This window comes from Streptomyces sp. CA-249302, assembly GCF_050936785.1.
Classification (GTDB): Bacteria; Actinomycetota; Actinomycetes; order Streptomycetales; family Streptomycetaceae; genus Streptomyces.
In genome coordinates, this window is the sequence record NZ_JBNJMG010000001.1 from 5,716,679 (window position 1) to 5,732,605 (window position 15,927).

At 71.0% G+C, this 15,927-nt stretch carries 12 protein-coding genes and 1 pseudogene; 7 read left to right on the forward strand and 6 right to left on the reverse strand.

Translation table 11 applies throughout. From position 1 onward, the window contains the following. Nucleotides 1-83 precede the first annotated feature (83 nt). The 4 genes from ACQEWB_RS25735 to ACQEWB_RS25750 all read right to left on the reverse strand — a co-directional run bounded on the left by ACQEWB_RS25735 (nucleotide 84) and on the right by ACQEWB_RS25750 (nucleotide 6,167). On the reverse strand, nucleotides 84-1,517 hold the full coding sequence (locus tag ACQEWB_RS25735) for an FG-GAP-like repeat-containing protein (RefSeq protein WP_432834844.1): 1,434 nt from the start codon (nucleotides 1,515-1,517) through the stop codon (nucleotides 84-86). Nucleotides 1,518-1,586: 69 nt separating this feature from the next. After that, the gene (locus tag ACQEWB_RS25740) at nucleotides 1,587-3,068 is read right to left on the reverse strand and encodes an FG-GAP and VCBS repeat-containing protein (RefSeq protein WP_432834846.1); all 1,482 of its coding nucleotides are present in this window, start codon (nucleotides 3,066-3,068) and stop codon (nucleotides 1,587-1,589) included. A gap of 194 nt (nucleotides 3,069-3,262) precedes the next feature. Further along, nucleotides 3,263-4,723 (reverse strand): FG-GAP-like repeat-containing protein, encoded by a 1,461-nt coding sequence (locus ACQEWB_RS25745; protein ID WP_432834848.1) that lies wholly within the window; start codon nucleotides 4,721-4,723, stop codon nucleotides 3,263-3,265. Between the two features lie 40 nt (nucleotides 4,724-4,763). Beyond that, nucleotides 4,764-6,167: an FG-GAP and VCBS repeat-containing protein gene (locus ACQEWB_RS25750; protein WP_432834850.1), complete on the reverse strand. Its 1,404-nt coding sequence runs from the start codon at nucleotides 6,165-6,167 to the stop codon at nucleotides 4,764-4,766. 312 nt (nucleotides 6,168-6,479) lie between these two features. On the opposite strand from ACQEWB_RS25750, the gene ACQEWB_RS25755 reads away from it, so the two are divergent. After that, a complete protein-coding gene (locus tag ACQEWB_RS25755; protein WP_432834852.1) occupies nucleotides 6,480-7,211 on the forward strand; it encodes a dienelactone hydrolase family protein in 732 nt (243 codons plus the stop codon). Between the two features lie 52 nt (nucleotides 7,212-7,263). On the opposite strand, the gene ACQEWB_RS25760 is transcribed toward ACQEWB_RS25755, so the two are convergent. After that, complete coding sequence (locus ACQEWB_RS25760) at nucleotides 7,264-8,553, reverse strand: FG-GAP repeat domain-containing protein (RefSeq protein ID WP_432834854.1); 1,290 nt, start codon at nucleotides 8,551-8,553, stop codon at nucleotides 7,264-7,266. 106 nt (nucleotides 8,554-8,659) lie between these two features. Between ACQEWB_RS25760 and ACQEWB_RS25765 the strand changes: the two are divergent. The 3 genes and pseudogenes from ACQEWB_RS25765 to ACQEWB_RS25775 form a co-directional block, all read left to right on the forward strand. Continuing rightward, a pseudogene (locus ACQEWB_RS25765) lies at nucleotides 8,660-8,868 on the forward strand (VOC family protein); the annotation flags it as partial. A 156-nt stretch (nucleotides 8,869-9,024) separates the two neighbouring features. Continuing rightward, the gene (locus tag ACQEWB_RS25770; RefSeq protein WP_432834856.1) at nucleotides 9,025-9,351 is read left to right on the forward strand and encodes an antibiotic biosynthesis monooxygenase family protein; all 327 of its coding nucleotides are present in this window, start codon (nucleotides 9,025-9,027) and stop codon (nucleotides 9,349-9,351) included. Between the two features lie 136 nt (nucleotides 9,352-9,487). Continuing rightward, nucleotides 9,488-9,808: a VOC family protein gene (locus tag ACQEWB_RS25775; RefSeq protein ID WP_432834858.1), complete on the forward strand. Its 321-nt coding sequence runs from the start codon at nucleotides 9,488-9,490 to the stop codon at nucleotides 9,806-9,808. A 3-nt stretch (nucleotides 9,809-9,811) separates the two neighbouring features. Here the strand turns inward: ACQEWB_RS25775 and ACQEWB_RS25780 are convergent, their stop codons facing one another. Beyond that, nucleotides 9,812-12,094 carry a (Fe-S)-binding protein gene (locus ACQEWB_RS25780; RefSeq protein ID WP_432834860.1) on the reverse strand — a complete coding sequence of 761 codons (2,283 nt, stop codon included), beginning with the start codon at nucleotides 12,092-12,094 and terminating at the stop codon, nucleotides 9,812-9,814. Nucleotides 12,095-12,286: 192 nt separating this feature from the next. Here ACQEWB_RS25780 and ACQEWB_RS25785 point away from each other — a divergent pair, with 192 nt between their 5' ends. The 3 genes from ACQEWB_RS25785 to grpE all read left to right on the forward strand — a co-directional run bounded on the left by ACQEWB_RS25785 (nucleotide 12,287) and on the right by grpE (nucleotide 15,904). After that, the gene (locus ACQEWB_RS25785) at nucleotides 12,287-13,306 is read left to right on the forward strand and encodes an MraY family glycosyltransferase (protein WP_432834862.1); all 1,020 of its coding nucleotides are present in this window, start codon (nucleotides 12,287-12,289) and stop codon (nucleotides 13,304-13,306) included. A gap of 94 nt (nucleotides 13,307-13,400) precedes the next feature. Beyond that, nucleotides 13,401-15,245, forward strand: a complete 1,845-nt coding sequence (gene dnaK, locus ACQEWB_RS25790) for a molecular chaperone DnaK (protein WP_432834864.1) — start codon at nucleotides 13,401-13,403, stop codon at nucleotides 15,243-15,245. Further along, the gene (grpE, locus tag ACQEWB_RS25795; RefSeq protein ID WP_432834866.1) at nucleotides 15,242-15,904 is read left to right on the forward strand and encodes a nucleotide exchange factor GrpE; all 663 of its coding nucleotides are present in this window, start codon (nucleotides 15,242-15,244) and stop codon (nucleotides 15,902-15,904) included. The genes dnaK and grpE overlap by 4 nt, the downstream gene beginning before the upstream one ends. The last annotated feature ends 23 nt before the right edge of the window (nucleotides 15,905-15,927 follow it).

The window sequence follows — 15,927 nt, forward strand, 5'->3', positions numbered from 1 at the left end:
CATGGGGGTTCTGCGCGGGATCTCTCAGGGGCCCGAGGGGTTGCCACAGGGCTCTTCGGGTACGTCCGTCCGCCGGGCGCCGGTCAGCCGGTGATCGGCGAACCCAGTTCCGGCTGGGGGTGGGCGCCCAGGCCCACCGAGCCCGCGCCGAAGCCCACCAGGTTCTTCGTGGTCAGCCGGGTCGAGGCGCCCCGCAGGAACAGCAGGGTGCCGTCACCGGCGTTCTCGCCCGGAGCGCCGACGGCCAGGTCGGCCCTGCCGTCGCGGTTGGTGTCGGCCAGCCGGACCGCGGTGCCGAAGTGGTCGCCCCGCTCGGCGGTGCCCGGCACGCCCGCGGTGTTCTGGCCGTAGCTGTACGAGGTGGCGGGCGACAGCCCCTTCGAGGTCGCCGGGAAGATCGTCACCGTACCGGCGTCGGTCGCGCTGCCGATCGACTCGTGCGGGGCGCCGACGGCGAGGTCGGCGCGGCCGTCGCCGTTGATGTCGCCGAGCGCCACCGAGTCGCCGAACCAGTCGCCCGCCTCGCCCGCGCCCGGCACGCCGGGCGTGTCCTGGGAGATGGTGACGGGGGTGCGGGAGGTGTCCGGGCCGTTCGCGGAGCCGTACGTCACGGTGACGCTGCCGCCGAGCCGGGAGGTGGGCTGGTCGGCCCGCGAGTCTCCGTACAGGCCGGTGACGATGTCGTCGTAGCCGTCGCCGTCGACGTCGCCGACCGCGGCGGAGCCGCCCTGGGCGGCATCGCCGACGTAGGTCCGTGCGGAGCCGCCCGGGGACAGGTAGACCAGCTGCCGGTAGGTCTGGCCGCCGTCACCGCCGATCACCAGGTCGTCCGTGCCGTCGCCGTTGATGTCGCCGGCGGTCAGGCTGCGGATGCCGGTGGTCTTGACCAGGGTGCCCGGCGAGAAGCCGGTACGGCCGGACAAGGTGGCGCCCTTGCCGGTGCCGCCGAGGTAGAGGGAGATGCCGGTGTAGTTGTCCGCGCCGACGGCGAGGTCGGTGCGGCCGTCGCCGTCGAAGTCGCCCGCGGCGAGGGTCCGGCCGAAGTACTTCGGCTTGTCCGCGGTCGGCGGGGTGAGCGAAGTGCCGCCGGACAGCCCGGACTTGGAGCCCCACAGGATGGTCACCGCACCGGCGACGGACCCCGCGGTCGTGGTCTCGTTCGGGGCGGCGACGGCGAGGTCGGCGTAGCCGTCGCTGTTGAAGTCGCCCGTCGCGGTGGTCGCGCCGAAGGAGTCGCCGGACTCCGAGGTGCCGGGGACGCCGCTCGTGTTCTGCGAGATCACCTTGGCGCCCGCGGCCTTCGGTCCGCTCGCGGAGCCGTAGGTGACGAGCACGGCGCCGGCGTGGTCGGCGGAGCCGGAGGCGGCCAGCGGGGCCGAGACGGCCAGGTCGCGGTAGCCGTCGCCGTTGAAGTCGCCGGGCAGGCCCGAGGGGGCTGCGGAGGCCGTGGTCAAGGGCAAGGCGGTGAGCAGGCCGCTGGTGAGGGCGGTGGTCAGCAGAAGGGTGCGCTTGCGCAAGGTGGAGGCTCCGGGAGAGGGAGGCGGATGGCCGGGCCCTGACGTGCGGGCCCGGCCGGGGAAGACGGTTCAGTCGGCGAACAGGGCGCCGAACTGCGGGCTGCCCGTGGTGGAGACGCCGGAGGTGCTCGGGGAGACCGTGCGGGAACCGGCCGTGGCGATCTTCGTGCCGCCGGACGGCAGGTAGGTCACCGCGCCGTTGCCGGCGTTCTCGTACGAGCCCACCAGCAGGTCGGCCTTGCCGTCGCCGTTGACGTCGTCGAGCTTCACGTCGGCGCCGAACAGGTCGGCCTTCTCGTCGTCGCCGGGCACGCCCGCCGTGGACTGGGCGAGGGCCTGCATGCCGGTCGAGGTGTTCAGGCCGGAGGCCGAGCCGTAGAGGACGGTGACCATGCCGGTGTTGGTGACGGAGCCGATGTCCTCGTTGGGGGCGCCGACGACCAGGTCGGCGTAGCCGTCGCCGTTGACGTCACCGAGGTCGAGGTCCCAGCCGAAGCCGTCGCCGGTCTCCGAAGTGCCGGGCACGTTCCCGGTGTTCTGGGTCACGCCGGTGGTGGCGCCGGGCCCGGACGCGGTGCCGTAGGTGATGTTCACCTTGCCGCCCTTGGCGGAGTCCGGGATGGTCGTGCCGTCGCCGGTCTTGGCGTCCCAGGAGGCGCCGCTGACGATGTCGCCGTAGCCGTCGCCGTTGATGTCACCGACACCGGTGACCAGACCGGTCTTGAGCACCGACGCGGACGCCACGCTCAGGCCGCTCGCGGTGCCGGGGATGTAGTAGTTGGTGTTCCAGCCGTACGAGGTGTTCGTCTCGTACCCGTCGACGATCAGGTCGGTCCGGCCGTCGCCGTTGACGTCACCGGCGGTGAGGTGCATCGGGCCGTACGGGAAGGAGTTGGTGCCCGAGCTGATCGGGGGCTTGATGGTGGTACGGCCGCCGGGGGTGCCGGAGGTGCTGAAGCCGCCCTTGTAGACGTAGATCGTGCTGGTCGAGTTGCCGACGGCGAGGTCGGCCTTGCCGTCCCCGTCGAAGTCGCCGGCGGCCAGGTTCTTGCCCCAGTAGTCGTGGGAGCCGGCGGCCGGGTCCGGGACGTCGATGCTCTTGCCGGTGAGGCCGCTCGCCGAGCCCCAGAGGATCGCGAGGGCACCGCCGTTGGTGTCGGTGCCGACCTTCTCGTCCGGGGAGGCGACCGCGAGGTCGTCGTAGCCGTCGCCGTTGAAGTCGGCGTAGGCGAGCTCGTAGCCGAACTCGTCGCCGGCCTCGGCGGTGCCCGGGACGCCGGCGGTGTTCTGGCTGATGGTGGAGCGCTTGGCCGAGGACACGCCGGTGGCGGTGCCGTAGAGCGCGACGACCTGGCCGGCGCTCTTGTGGCCGCTGACGTACGCGGTGGCGGCCGAGAAGGCGACGTCGCCGATCCCGTCGCCGTTGAAGTCGGCCTGCGGGACGTGCATGGAGTCCGCGGCCGTGGCCGACACGGCCGAGAAGGTGAGCAGACCGCCCGTCAGAGCGGCGGCCGTGGCCGTCGCGAGGGCGAGTCGCAGAGGCTTGTGCATGCGGGTCTCCTGCGGCATGCGGGGGATGCCTGGCGGGCATCCGCAGTCGATGGTGTGCGGTACCGGCCCGTGTTCTCCGGGAGTTCTCCTCGGATTCACGGGCCGGACGGCGCGAACAGGAGACCCTCGCCGAGGCGTAAGGGTTGTACGTGCGTTCGGTAAATTTCCGCGGCTGTCGTGACCGGAGTGCCTGCTCAGCCCGCCAGATCGGTGCCGAACGCCCCTCCCTGCGCCGTCGAGAGGCCGAGCGCGGTCGGGCCGAAGGACTTGGACGCGGTGGTGGAGTAGAGCGTGGACGCCGCGCCCGGCAGGAACCAGGCCGCGCCCGCGGGGTCGTTCTCCTGCGCGCCGATCGCGGTGAGGTCGGCGCGGCCGTCCCGGTTGACGTCGGAGGCGAGCAGCGTGGCGCCGAGGCTGTCGCCGGCCTCGCTCGCGCCGGGGACGCCGGTGCTCTCCTGCGTGAGGAACACGGCGCCGGTCGTGGTCAGGCCCGAGGCCGAGCCGCGCAGCAGCGTGATCGCGCCCGCGGAGGAGATGTAGTCGCTGTCGTCGCCGAAGGACTCGCCGGGCGCGCCGACCGCGAGGTCCGCGTACCCGTTCTTGTCGAAGTCGCCGATCGCCAGCGCCTCCCCGAACCGGTCGCCCACTTCGGCGGAGTCGGGCACGCCCGCGGTGTTCTGGGTGTACGACACCCGGCGGCTGGCGCTCGGCCCCGACCCGGTGCCGTAGATGACGTGGATCTTGCCGCCGGTGGAGGCGGACGGCTCGCTCTCCGGGTCCTCGGGGTTGCCGAGGACGATGTCGCCGTATCCGTCCTTGTCCAGGTCGCCGATGGCCGCCGTCGCCGCGGCGCGCAGGGTGCCGGCCTTGCTCAGGCCGCTCGCGGTGCCCTTGTAGTAGACGGCGGTGGCGAGGTGGTCGCTGTTCGGCTTCTGCCCGGTGACCACCAGGTCGGCCTTGGTGTCGCCGCTGACCCGGCCCGCGGTCAGGACGGGGCGGTCGATGCCGGGGGAGTACGTCGATACGGCGCCCGTGGAGCCGGACTTGGTGAACGGGCCGCGGATCAGCCGGACCCGGTACGAGGACGGGTTCTCCGAGTCGCTCTGCGCGGAGATCGCCAGGTCGGGCCTGCCGTCGCCGGTGAAGTCGGCGGCCGCGATGCTCAGCCCGAAGTAACTGCCGTACAGCGTCTGGGGGTTCTTCACCGTCGTACCGCCGGAAAGGCCTGAGGCGGAACCCCATACGACCACGACCGTGCCCGCGTCCTCGGCGGAGCCGGTCTTCTCGTGCTGGGCGCCGACGACGAGGTCGCTGTAGCCGTCCCGGTTGAGGTCGGCGGCGGCGACCTGGTCGCCGAACTCGTCGTCCGTCTCGGCCGAGCCCGGGATGCCCGCGGTGTTCTGGCTGATCACCTTGCGCTTGGCCGGGTCGAGGCCGCTCTTCGTGCCGTAGACGACTGCGACCTGCCCGGCCCACTTCTTGCCGCTGACGGTGGCGGCGGGCGCGGCGATCGCCACGTCCCGGTAGCCGTCGCCGTTGAAGTCGCCGGAGAGGCCGGAGGGCGCGGCGGCGGCCTGACCGGCCAGGGTCAGGGGCGCGAGGCCCGCGACGGTCAGGGCGGCGAGGGCCGTGGTGGTGCGCAGGGGGTGCTTCACGTTCCGGGACTCCAAGTAGTGGTCTGTGTACGGGAGTTGGTCAGTCGGCGAGTACGGCGCCGAAGTAGGTGCGGGTGCCCAGGCCCAGTTGCTTGACGGTGAGCGTGCTCGAACCGGTGGCGGTGGGGCCGGAGGAGGTGCCGGGGAAGAAGTGCAGGCGGCCGATCTCCGGGGCGGTGGCGACGAGTTCGGCGCGGCCGTCGCGGTTGTGGTCGCGCAGCAGGACCGAGGCGCCGAACCAGGAGTCGCTCTCGTCCGTCGGGCGCTGGAAGCCGGCCGCCGTGTAGTCGTACTGGCGGGAGTCCGTGCCGGTCAGGCCGGAGGCGCCGCCGCGCAGGACGGTGACGGCACCCGCTCGCCAGAACTCGCTGCCGAGGGTCTCGTTCGGCACGCCCACCGCGAGGTCCGGGTAGCCGTCGCCGTTGGTGTCGCCGGCCGAGACGTCGTAGCCGAAGTAGTCGCCGGACTCGCGGACGCCGGGCACGCCCGCCGTGTCCTGGCTGAGCGACTTGATGCTCGTACTGAAGCCGGTCGACGTGCCCTTGAGGACGTGGACCGCGCCGCCCTTGCCGGAGCGGGAGACGCCGACGGCCAGGTCGCCGTAGCCGTTCTTGTCGAAGTCGGCGATGACGGCACTGGAGCCGACCAGGTCGGCGGAGGCGGGCAGGCCGTACTTCTTCGGCGGCCTGACCGGCCCGCTGCCGCTGCCCCGGTAGAACCAGACGCGGTTGGTGCGGGTGTCCACGTCGTAGCCGATCACCGCCAAGTCGGCGGTGGCGTCCTTGGTGACCTTGCCGGAGACGACGAGCTCGGGCCTGATGTCCTCGCCGTCGATCGGGTCCAGGTTGGTGGCGGTGCCGCGGGAGCCGGACTTGGTGAACGGGCCGCGCACGTACCAGACGTAGTTGTCCCCGACGGCGACCACGTCGAGCTTGCCGTCCGCGTTGAAGTCGCCGACCGCGACGTCCTTGGCGAACATGTCGTCGCCGCCCATGGTGTACGAACTACCGCTGGTCAGGCCGGACTTGGCGCCCCACAGGACGGTGAACATGCCGTACCGGGAGCCTGACTCCTCGCCGGGCGAGGTGGCGATGACGTCCGCGTAGCCGTCCTTGTTCAGGTCGGCCGTGGTCACCTTCGCGCCGAAGAAGTCGCGGGCCTCCGCCGAGCCCTCCACCCCCGGGCTGTTCTGCGTGTAGACCGTGCGCTTCGTCTGGTCCAGCCCCGACGCCGTACCCCACACCACCACGACCGCGCCCGCCTCCGACCTGCCGCCCACCGCGGCGCTGCGGTCGCCGAGGACGAGGTCGCGGTAGCCGTCGCCGTTGAAGTCGTCCGCGTACTTGGCCGCCGCCGCGGAGGCCGGGGCGGCCAGGGCGAGCGGGGTCAGGGTGGCGGCGAGGAGGGCGGCGGCCAGCAGGCCCGTGCCGGTACGGGTGGTCAAGAGGGGCTCCAAGGGTCGGGTCGATCCCGGGCATCGCGCGGTGCGCGCGATGAGGAGACACCCGGCAAGCGGCTTGGGTTGTACGGGAGTTCGAAGAACTTCCGGGACTCCTGTTGCTTCTCCGTACGCCCGCGAAAACCCGTTGGCGGCCCGTGGCGGCCGCTGCTACCGTGCCGGTGGCCGTGCCGGAGTAAGAGGAGGTGGTACCCGTGAACGCAGAATCGACATGGGTGCTCCCCTCCGGGGTCGCGGTCGGGCGATAGGTCGTCGTCCGGGAGCGCCGTTCCAGCGCACTCCCGAAAGGGCACGACCATGCACTTCACTTCCGAACAACGCCTCGACGACGGCGTCCTCGAGCGCGAGTTCACCCTCGGCGAGATCCCCGGCACCCTGTGGACGCCCGAGTCCGCCGGACCGGTCCCGCTGATCCTGATGTCCCACAACAACGGCCTGCCCCGGCGCGAGGCGCGGCTGGTGGCCCGGGCGCGGTACACCGCCGCGCAGGGTTACGCGGTGGTGAGCATCGACGCCGCCGGGTGCGGTGACCGGCCCCGTTCCGCCGCCGCCGAGCAGGCCCGCGCCGAGCTCGGGCGGGCGATGCGGGCCGGCGATCCGGTCGACCGGATCGACGAGATCTTCGAGTCCCTCGTCGGCCCGCTGGTCGAGAACGCGGTCCCGGAGTGGCGGGCCACGCTGGACGCCGTCCTGGAACTGCCCGGGATCGAGGGCCCGGTCGGGTACACGAGCTGGACCGCCCTCGGCATCCGCCTCGCGGCGGTCGAGCCGCGCATCGCGGCCGTCGGCTTCTTCGCCGGGGGTTACGTGCCCCGCGCCCAGCGCGAGGAGGCCCGCCAGGTCACCGTCCCGCTGCTGTTCCTGCTCCAGTGGGACGACGAGGGCAACCCCCGGCAACGGGCCCTCGACCTGTTCGACGCCTTCGGCAGCAAGGAGAAGACGCTGCACGCCAACCTGGGCGGCCACCTCGGCACCCCGCGGTTCGAGCTGGTGGACGGGGACCGCTTCTTCGGCCGGCACCTGAAGTGAGACCGGGCCGGCGGTCACCTGCTGAGGACCGGGTGCTCGGGGCCGTACCCCGTCACCCGTCCGCCAGGAACTCCGAACTGGAGAAGGTGACCGCCGGCTCCTCCGCCACCAGCCCCTTCCGCACCCCCGGATAGACGGCCACGGTGTCCTTGGTCTCTCCCCGGTACGTCCGCACCGCCAGGTCCGCCCGCCCGTCGCCGTCGAAGTCCCCCACCGCGATCACCCTCGTCGTCCCCCGGGCGGGCGGCTCGACGATGACCATGCCCGTCGTCGACAGTCCGGTCGTACGGCCTCGGAACACCCGTAGCCGCGAGCCGCTGGAGACGAGTTCGCTCAGCCCGTCCCCGTCGAAGTCGGCCGTGTCGAGCATGGAGCCCGCGGAGGCGAGGGTGGCGCGGGTCGGGGCCGGGAGGTCGTACCGCAGGGACGTTTCCCCCATGCCGCCGACCGCCGCGTCCAGCGCGCCGCCCCTGCCGAAGCGGCCGAGGGCGACGTCGATGCCGGACGGGAGGGTGGTGCCGGTGCGGGTCGGGCCGTCCGGGCCGCCGAGGACCACGGACGCCTTGCCGGTGCCCTCCGCGGCACGGACGACCAGGTCGTCGTAACCGTCACGGTCGACGTCGGCGGCCGGGGCGGTGGGGACCTCGCCGGGGGAGGGAATGGGCGCGGTGGTCGCGTGAGGGGCGCCTTTACGGCTGAACGGGCCGCGCAGATAGGTGAGTCGGCCGGCGGACGCGTGCAGTACGAGGTCCTCCGCGCCGTCCCCGTCGAAGTCGCCGCAGACCGGCTGGTCGGGCCAGTCGTTGCCGAAGCGGGCGGCGGCCGGGACGGTGAGGTGGACGGCGCGGGTCAGGCCGGTGGGGGAGCCGAAGAGGAGCTGGAGCGGGACCGGGGGCTGCCCCTGGCCGTCGTAGGGCGGATCGGTGGAGACGACGAGGTCCGTGAAGCCGTCCTTGTTCAGGTCGCAGCTCGCCTCCGCGTCGAAGACGGCGGGGAGTTGGCCCTCGGTGCGCGCCGCGTACCTGGCGGGGCTCAGCAACTGCCTTGCTCCGGGGGCCAGTCCGCGGCCGCTGCCGTAGACGACGCCGATGCCCGCGTCGTCGGCGTGGGCGTGCGCCTTCACCAGGTCGTCGAGGACGAGGTCGCGGTTGCCGTCGCCGTTGAAGTCGTCGGCGACCTTGCTGCCCTTGCCGCGGGGGACGGGGAGCTTGGCGGGGGCGTTCGCGATCCGTACGGGGGTGTGCTTGGCGGCGGAGGCGTGGGTGCCGGGTCCGCAGGCGGCGAGGAGCAGGGCGCCGCACAGGGCCGTCGTCGTACCCGTCCCGCGTCTTCGCAAGCGCACCGTTCACCTCGTCCGTACCGTCGACAACGACTGGGCAATGATGCCCGCGTTCGAGGGCCGGGGACAGTCCCGGACCGGCCGCTCCCGACGGCACCCTTGGTGTCGGGTGGATGCCGGTGTCGGTGGGGCGCGGCACAGTGGAGGTATGGAGCCGGTGGACGAGCGGCCGGGCGGGCTGCTCCACCGGTGCGGGGCGTGAACTTCGCGCTCTTCCAGTCCACGGGCGCCTCGCCGGGCACCTTCACGCAGATGGGCTGGGAGGTCGAGGACGTCGAGGCGGTCGTGGCCGAACTGCGGCTGCGCGGGGTGGTGTTCGCCCTCCGGGACCGAGGACGGTCCCTCATCCTGCTCGGCCAGGAGCCCGCCACGCTGTCCCGGCTGCTCGCCGGAGGCGGCTTCGCCCCCGTCCTGTCGGCCTGTCTCTTCACGGCCGCCTACTGAGCCGGATCGCGGGTGGGCGAGGATAGGCCCATGAGCGTAGTGAAGATCAACGTGCTGACCGTGCCCGCCGAGCAGCGGGAGGTCCTGGAGAAGCGGTTCGCGTCGCGGGCCGGTGCCGTGGAGGGCTCAGACGGCTTCGAGTGGTTCGAGCTGCTGCGGCCGGTCGAGGGCACCGACCAGTACCTCGTGTACACGCGCTGGCGGGACGAGGAGTCGTTCAAGGCCTGGATGGAGGGGTCGATGAAGTCCGCGCACCAGGGCGGCGGCGAGGGCGCCGAGCGTCCGAAGCCGGCGGCGTCCGGGGCGACGCTGTGGTCCTTCGAGGTGGTGCAGTCGGCGGCGCCGAAGGGCGCGTAGCCGCCAACGGGTGGGCGGGCCATGGGCGGTGGAGGGCCGCCCCCTGCGTTTCAACGAAGCCGCAAGCCGCAAGCCGCAAGCCGCAAGCCGCAAGCCGCAAGCCGCCGAACGGCCGGACCGGACGGGAGCGACCGCGATGCCCATGGCCGCACATCCGCCGAGGAACCCCACCAGCCCGTTCGCCTCGCTCGGCGGGCACCACGTCGGCATCCGACTCGCCTGTCTCTGCCCGCCCGACGACGATGAGTTCCACGTGGAGCTGCTCGCGGGCCCCGTGCACGTCGACGACGTGGACGCGGCACGCGCCGAACTCGCAAAGCGCGGCGTGGACCTCGGCGGCGAGCCTTTCGAGATCGAGCCCGTCAGCCGCCGCCTGGCGTTCTCTGGACAGGCTCCGGCGGGAAACGCCGACGCCCCCACGTCCACGCAGGACATGGGGGCGTCGCGACGGCCGTAGAACCTACTTCACCGGCTCCGGCTCCGGTGCACTCTCCGTCGCCTCGTCGCCCGCCGGGTCCACCGGCGTCCTGACGGACTCCAGCAGCAGCTGAGCGACATCCACGACCTGGATGGACTCCTTGGCCTTGCCGTCGTTCTTCTTGCCGTTGACCGAGTCGGTCAGCATGACGAGGCAGAAGGGGCAGGCCGTCGAGACGATGTCGGGGTTGAGGGAGAGGGCCTCGTCGACGCGCTCGTTGTTGATGCGCTTGCCGATCCGCTCCTCCATCCACATCCGCGCACCGCCGGCGCCGCAGCAGAAGCCGCGCTCCTTGTGGCGGTGCATCTCCTCGTTGCGCAGGCCCGGGACGCCCGCGATGATCTCGCGCGGGGGCGTGTAGATCTTGTTGTGGCGGCCCAGGTAGCAGGGGTCGTGGTAGGTGATGATGCCCTCGACGGGCGTCACCGGGACCAGCTTGCCTTCATCCACCAGGTGCTGGAGCAGCTGGGTGTGGTGGATGACCTCGTAGTCGCCGCCGAGCTGCGGGTACTCGTTGCCGATGGTGTTGAGGCAGTGCGGGCAGGTCGCGACGATCTTCTTCGCCGACTTGGGCTTGGCGGACTCGGGGACCACCTTGCCGTCGTCGTCGAGCTCCTCGCCGAACGCCATGTTCAGCGCCATGACGTTCTCCATGCCGAGCTCCTGGAAGAGGGGCTCGTTGCCGAGACGGCGGGCGGAGTCACCCGTGCACTTCTCGTCGCCGCCCATGATCGCGAACTTGACGCCCGCGATGTGGAGGAGTTCGGCGAAGGCCTTCGTCGTCTTCTTGGCGCGGTCTTCCAGCGAGCCCGCGCAGCCGACCCAGTACAGGTACTCGACCTCGGTGAGGTCCTCGATGTCCTGGCCGACGACCGGGACCTCGAACTCGACTTCCTTGAGCCACTCCAGGCGCTGCTTCTTCGCCAGGCCCCAGGGGTTGCCCTTCTTCTCCAGGTTCTTGAGCATCGTCCCGGCCTCGGACGGGAAGGCGCTCTCGATCATCACCTGGTAGCGGCGCATGTCGACGATGTGGTCGATGTGCTCGATGTCGACCGGGCACTGCTCGACGCAGGCGCCGCAGGTGGTGCAGGACCAGAGGACGTCCGGGTCGATGACGCCGTTGTCTTCGAGAGTGCCGATCAGCGGCCGCTCGGCCTCGGCGAGCGCGGCGGCGGGAACGTCCTTGAGCTGCTCCTCGCTCGCCTTCTCCTCGCCCTCCATGTTCTTGCCGCCACCGGCCAGCAGATACGGCGCCTTGGCGTGCGCGTGGTCGCGCAGCGACATGATGAGCAGCTTGGGGGAGAGCGGCTTGCCGGTGTTCCAGGCCGGGCACTGCGACTGACAGCGACCGCACTCGGTGCAGGTCGAGAAGTCGAGCAGGCCCTTCCAGGAGAACTGCTCGACCTGGGAGACGCCGAAGACGTCGTCGTCGCCCGGGTCGGTGAAGTCGATCGGCTTGCCGCCGGAGGTCATGGGCTGCAGCGCGCCCAGGGCCGTACCGCCGTCGGACTCGCGCTTGAACCAGATGTTCGGGAAGGCGAGGAAGCGGTGCCAGGCCACACCCATGTTGGTGTTCAGCGAGACCACGATCATCCAGATGAACGAGACGCTGATCTTGATCATCGCGACCAGGTAGATCAGGTTCTGCAGCGCGGAGACGCTCAGCCCCTTGAAGGCCGCGACGAGCGGGTACGACGCGAAGTACGAGGCCTCGTAGCCGTCCACGTGGTGGATGGCGCCCTCGAGGCCGCGCAGGGTGTAGATCGCGAGGCCGATGGTGAGGATGACGTACTCGACGAAGTAGGCCTGGCCCGACTTGGAGCCCGCGAAGCGGGACTTGCGGCCGGGGCGGGAGGGGAGGCTCAGCAGGCGGATCACGATCAGTACGGCGATGCCGAGCACCGTCATCACACCGATGAACTCGGTGTACATCTCCAGCGGCAGCCACTCGCCGACGATCGGCAGCGTCCAGTCCGCCTGGAAGAGCTGGCCGAAGGCCTGCGCCAGGGTGGGCGGCAGCGTCAGGAAGCCGACGGCCACGAACCAGTGGGCGAAGCCGACGATGCCCCAGCGGTTCATCCGGGTGTGCCCGAGGAACTCCTTCACCAGCGTCACACTGCGCTGGTAGGGGTTGTCGGTACGGCTGCCGGCGGGTACCGGCTGGCCGAGTTTGAAGTACCGGACGAACTGACCGATGGCGCGTGCGAGCAGCGCGACGCCGACCACGGTCAGAACCAGCGACACGATGATCGCGGCGAGTTGCATTGGGGGCTCCTCGGGCCTGCGAGGTTATTACTAAGCGGTAACTTATGCAGTCCGTCTGAGACTACCCTTATCTTCCATCGCACTGTAGCCAGGCGTGCAGTGATCTGGATCGCTGAGGGTTGCCTTAAGATCCGGAAAGATCTGAACGTGTTATTCGTACCAAATTGATACATTCGCCCCTAATTTAGATCCGTGCTCTACGGGATCGTCGCCGCCACCTCCGCCCTGCTCGTCGCCGCCGTCCTCAGTGCCCTCGGCCGGGCGCCCGCCCTGCGCCTCGGCGTCGTCGACCGGCGTCGGCAGCGGCCGCTGCCGCTCTTCGGGGGTGTCGCGGTCGTACTCACCACGTGTGTGGTCGTGGTCGCCGGGGACCGGGCGGGGGTCGCCCGGCTCGGGGGTGAGGTCGGGCGGCTGGTCGTCGCGGGGGTGGCCGTCGCCCTGCTGGGGCTCGTCGCCGACGTGCGGCGGGTGAAGGCCCGGGTGCTCGTGGTGGGTACGGCCGTGGCGGCCGCCTGCGTCGTGCCGTACGGGGAGACCGGGATCGGGGGCGGGCTGCTCGCGGTCGGGTGGGTCACCTTCGTCGCCCTCGGGTTCCGGGCCCTCGATCACGCCGACGCGCTCGCCGGGACCGTCGGGGTCGTCACCGCCTTCGGGGTGGGGGCCTGTGCCGCCGCCGAGGTGATGGACGGGCTCGCGGTGCTGCTGAGCGTGCTCGCCGCCGCGCTCACCGGGTTCCTCATGCACAACTGGCATCCCGCGCGGGTCGGGCTCGGGGCCTGCGGGTCGTTGTTCACGGGGTTCGTGCTCGCGGCCGCCGCCGTGTTCACGCGGGCCGGGTACGGGCTCGCGTCCAGCGCGGGGGTGCTGTTCTCGCTCACGGCCGTCGCGAGTGCGGACGTAATCCTGGTGGTGCTGGCGCGGCGGCTCGGGGGGCGGCCTCTGCTGCGCCGTGGGCCCGACCATCTCGCGCACCGGCTGCGGCGGTTGGGGCTGACGCCCGCCGGGGTGACCGTGCTGCTCGGGCTCGGAGCGTTCTCCGGGGTGCTCGTCGGGGTGCTCGTGCATGTGGGGTGGGTCGCCGAATCGGGGGTGCTGTGGGTCGGCGCGGGGGTGCTCGGGGTCGTGGTGGCGCTGCTGCGGATCCCTGGTTCTTCCCCTAGGGGGCCTGCGTCGCCGCAGGTCACAGGCCAGTTGCGTGTAAGGAACGGATAAGAGTTGAGTCGCCGCGACTCAGGTCTGTTGACCCATTCGCGGACGTCATGCACACTTGAGTCCGTTCCACTCAAGTCAGCTGGAGGAATTCACCATGGCACGTGCGGTCGGCATCGACCTGGGCACGACCAACTCGGTCGTCAGCGTTCTCGAAGGCGGCGAGCCCACCGTCATCACCAACGCCGAGGGTGCCAGGACCACGCCGTCCGTCGTCGCCTTCGCGAAGAACGGTGAGGTGCTCGTCGGCGAGGTCGCCAAGCGCCAGGCGGTCACGAACGTGGACCGGACCATCCGCTCCGTGAAGCGCCACATGGGCACGGACTGGAAGATCGAGCTCGACGGGAAGACCTTCAACCCGCAGCAGATGAGCGCGTTCATCCTGCAGAAGCTGAAGCGCGACGCCGAGTCCTACCTGGGCGAGAAGGTGACCGACGCGGTCATCACCGTCCCCGCGTACTTCAACGACTCCGAGCGTCAGGCGACGAAGGAGGCCGGCGAGATCGCCGGTCTGAACGTCCTCCGTATCGTCAACGAGCCCACCGCGGCCGCGCTCGCGTACGGCCTCGACAAGGACGACCAGACGATCCTCGTCTTCGACCTCGGTGGCGGCACCTTCGACGTGTCCCTCCTGGAGATCGGCGACGGCGTCGTCGAGGTGAAGGCCACCAACGGCGACAACCACCTCGGTGGTGACGACTGGGACCAGCGCATCGTCGACTACCTGGTCAAGCAGTTCGCGGCCGGCCACGGCGTGGACCTCGGCAAGGACAAGATGGCGCTCCAGCGTCTGCGCGAGGCCGCCGAGAAGGCCAAGATCGAGCTGTCCAGCTCCACCGAGACCTCGATCAACCTGCCCTACATCACCGCCTCCGCCGAGGGCCCGCTGCACCTGGACGAGAAGCTCACCCGGGCTCAGTTCCAGCAGCTGACGGCCGACCTGCTGGAGCGCTGCAAGACCCCGTTCTTCAACGTCATGAAGGACGCCGGCGTCAACATCAACGAGATCGACCACGTCGTCCTCGTCGGTGGCTCCACCCGTATGCCCGCCGTCGCCGAGCTCGTCAAGGAGCTGACCGGCGGCAAGGACGCCAACAAGGGCGTCAACCCGGACGAGGTCGTCGCCATCGGCGCCGCGCTCCAGGCCGGTGTCCTCAAGGGTGAGGTCAAGGACGTCCTGCTCCTCGACGTGACCCCGCTGTCCCTCGGCATCGAGACCAAGGGCGGCATCATGACCAAGCTCATCGAGCGGAACACGACGATCCCGACCAAGCGGTCCGAGATCTTCACCACCGCCGAGGACAACCAGCCCTCCGTGCAGATCCAGGTCTACCAGGGCGAGCGCGAGATCGCGGCGTACAACAAGAAGCTCGGGATGTTCGAGCTGACCGGTCTGCCGCCGGCCCCGCGCGGTGTCCCGCAGATCGAGGTCGCCTTCGACATCGACGCCAACGGCATCATGCACGTGACCGCGAAGGACCTGGGCACGGGCAAGGAGCAGAAGATGACCGTCACCGGCGGCTCCTCGCTGCCGAAGGACGAGGTCGACCGGATGCGCCAGGAGGCCGAGAAGTACGCGGAGGAGGACCACGCCCGCCGCGAGGCCGCCGAGTCCCGCAACCAGGGCGAGCAGCTCGTCTACCAGACGGAGAAGTTCCTCAAGGACAACGAGGACAAGGTCCCCGGCGAGATCAAGACCGAGGTCGAGGCCTCCGTCGAGGAGCTGAAGGCCGCGCTCAAGGGCGAGGACACCGCCGAGATCCGCACGGCCACTGAGAAGGTCGCCGCCGTCTCGCAGAAGCTGGGCCAGGCCATGTACGCCGACGCCCAGGCCGCGCAGGCCGCCGGTGGCGACTCCGCCGGTGCCGAGGCCCCGAAGGCCGACGACGACGTCGTCGACGCCGAGATCGTCGACGAGGACCGTAAGGACGGTGCCGCGTGACGGAGGAGACCCCGGGTTTCGACGAGAAGCCCGACGTCCCCTCCGGCGCCACCCCCGACGACGCCGAGCCGAAGGCCGCCTCCTCCTCCACGGGGGAGGGGGCGGCCCCGGCCGGGGACGCAGCACAGATCGCAGGCCTGACGGCCCAGCTGGACCAGGTGCGCAAGGCGCTCGAGGAGCGCACCGCGGACCTCCAGCGGCTCCAGGCCGAGTTCCAGAACTACCGCCGCCGGGTCGAGCGCGACCGGATCGCGGTCAAGGAGATCGCCGTCGCGAACCTCCTGACCGAGCTCATGCCCACGCTCGACGACATCGGCCGCGCCCGGGACCACGGCGAACTCGTCGGCGGATTCAAGTCCGTCGCGGAGTCGCTGGAGACCGTCGCGGCGAAGATGGGTCTGCAGCAGTTCGGCAAGGAGGGCGAGCCCTTCGACCCGACGATCCACGAGGCCCTGATGCACTCGTACGCGCCGGACGTCACCGAGACGACCTGCGTGGCGATCCTGCAGCCCGGGTATCGCATCGGCGAGCGCACCATCCGCCCCGCGCGGGTGGCCGTCGCCGAGCCCCAGCCCGGGGCGCAGACGGTCAAGGCCGAGGGTGCCGACGAGGCTCCGGCGGCCGGCGACGACAAGGACAACGGCCCTGAGGAGGGCTGAGGTCACCAGGACTGATCGAGAGG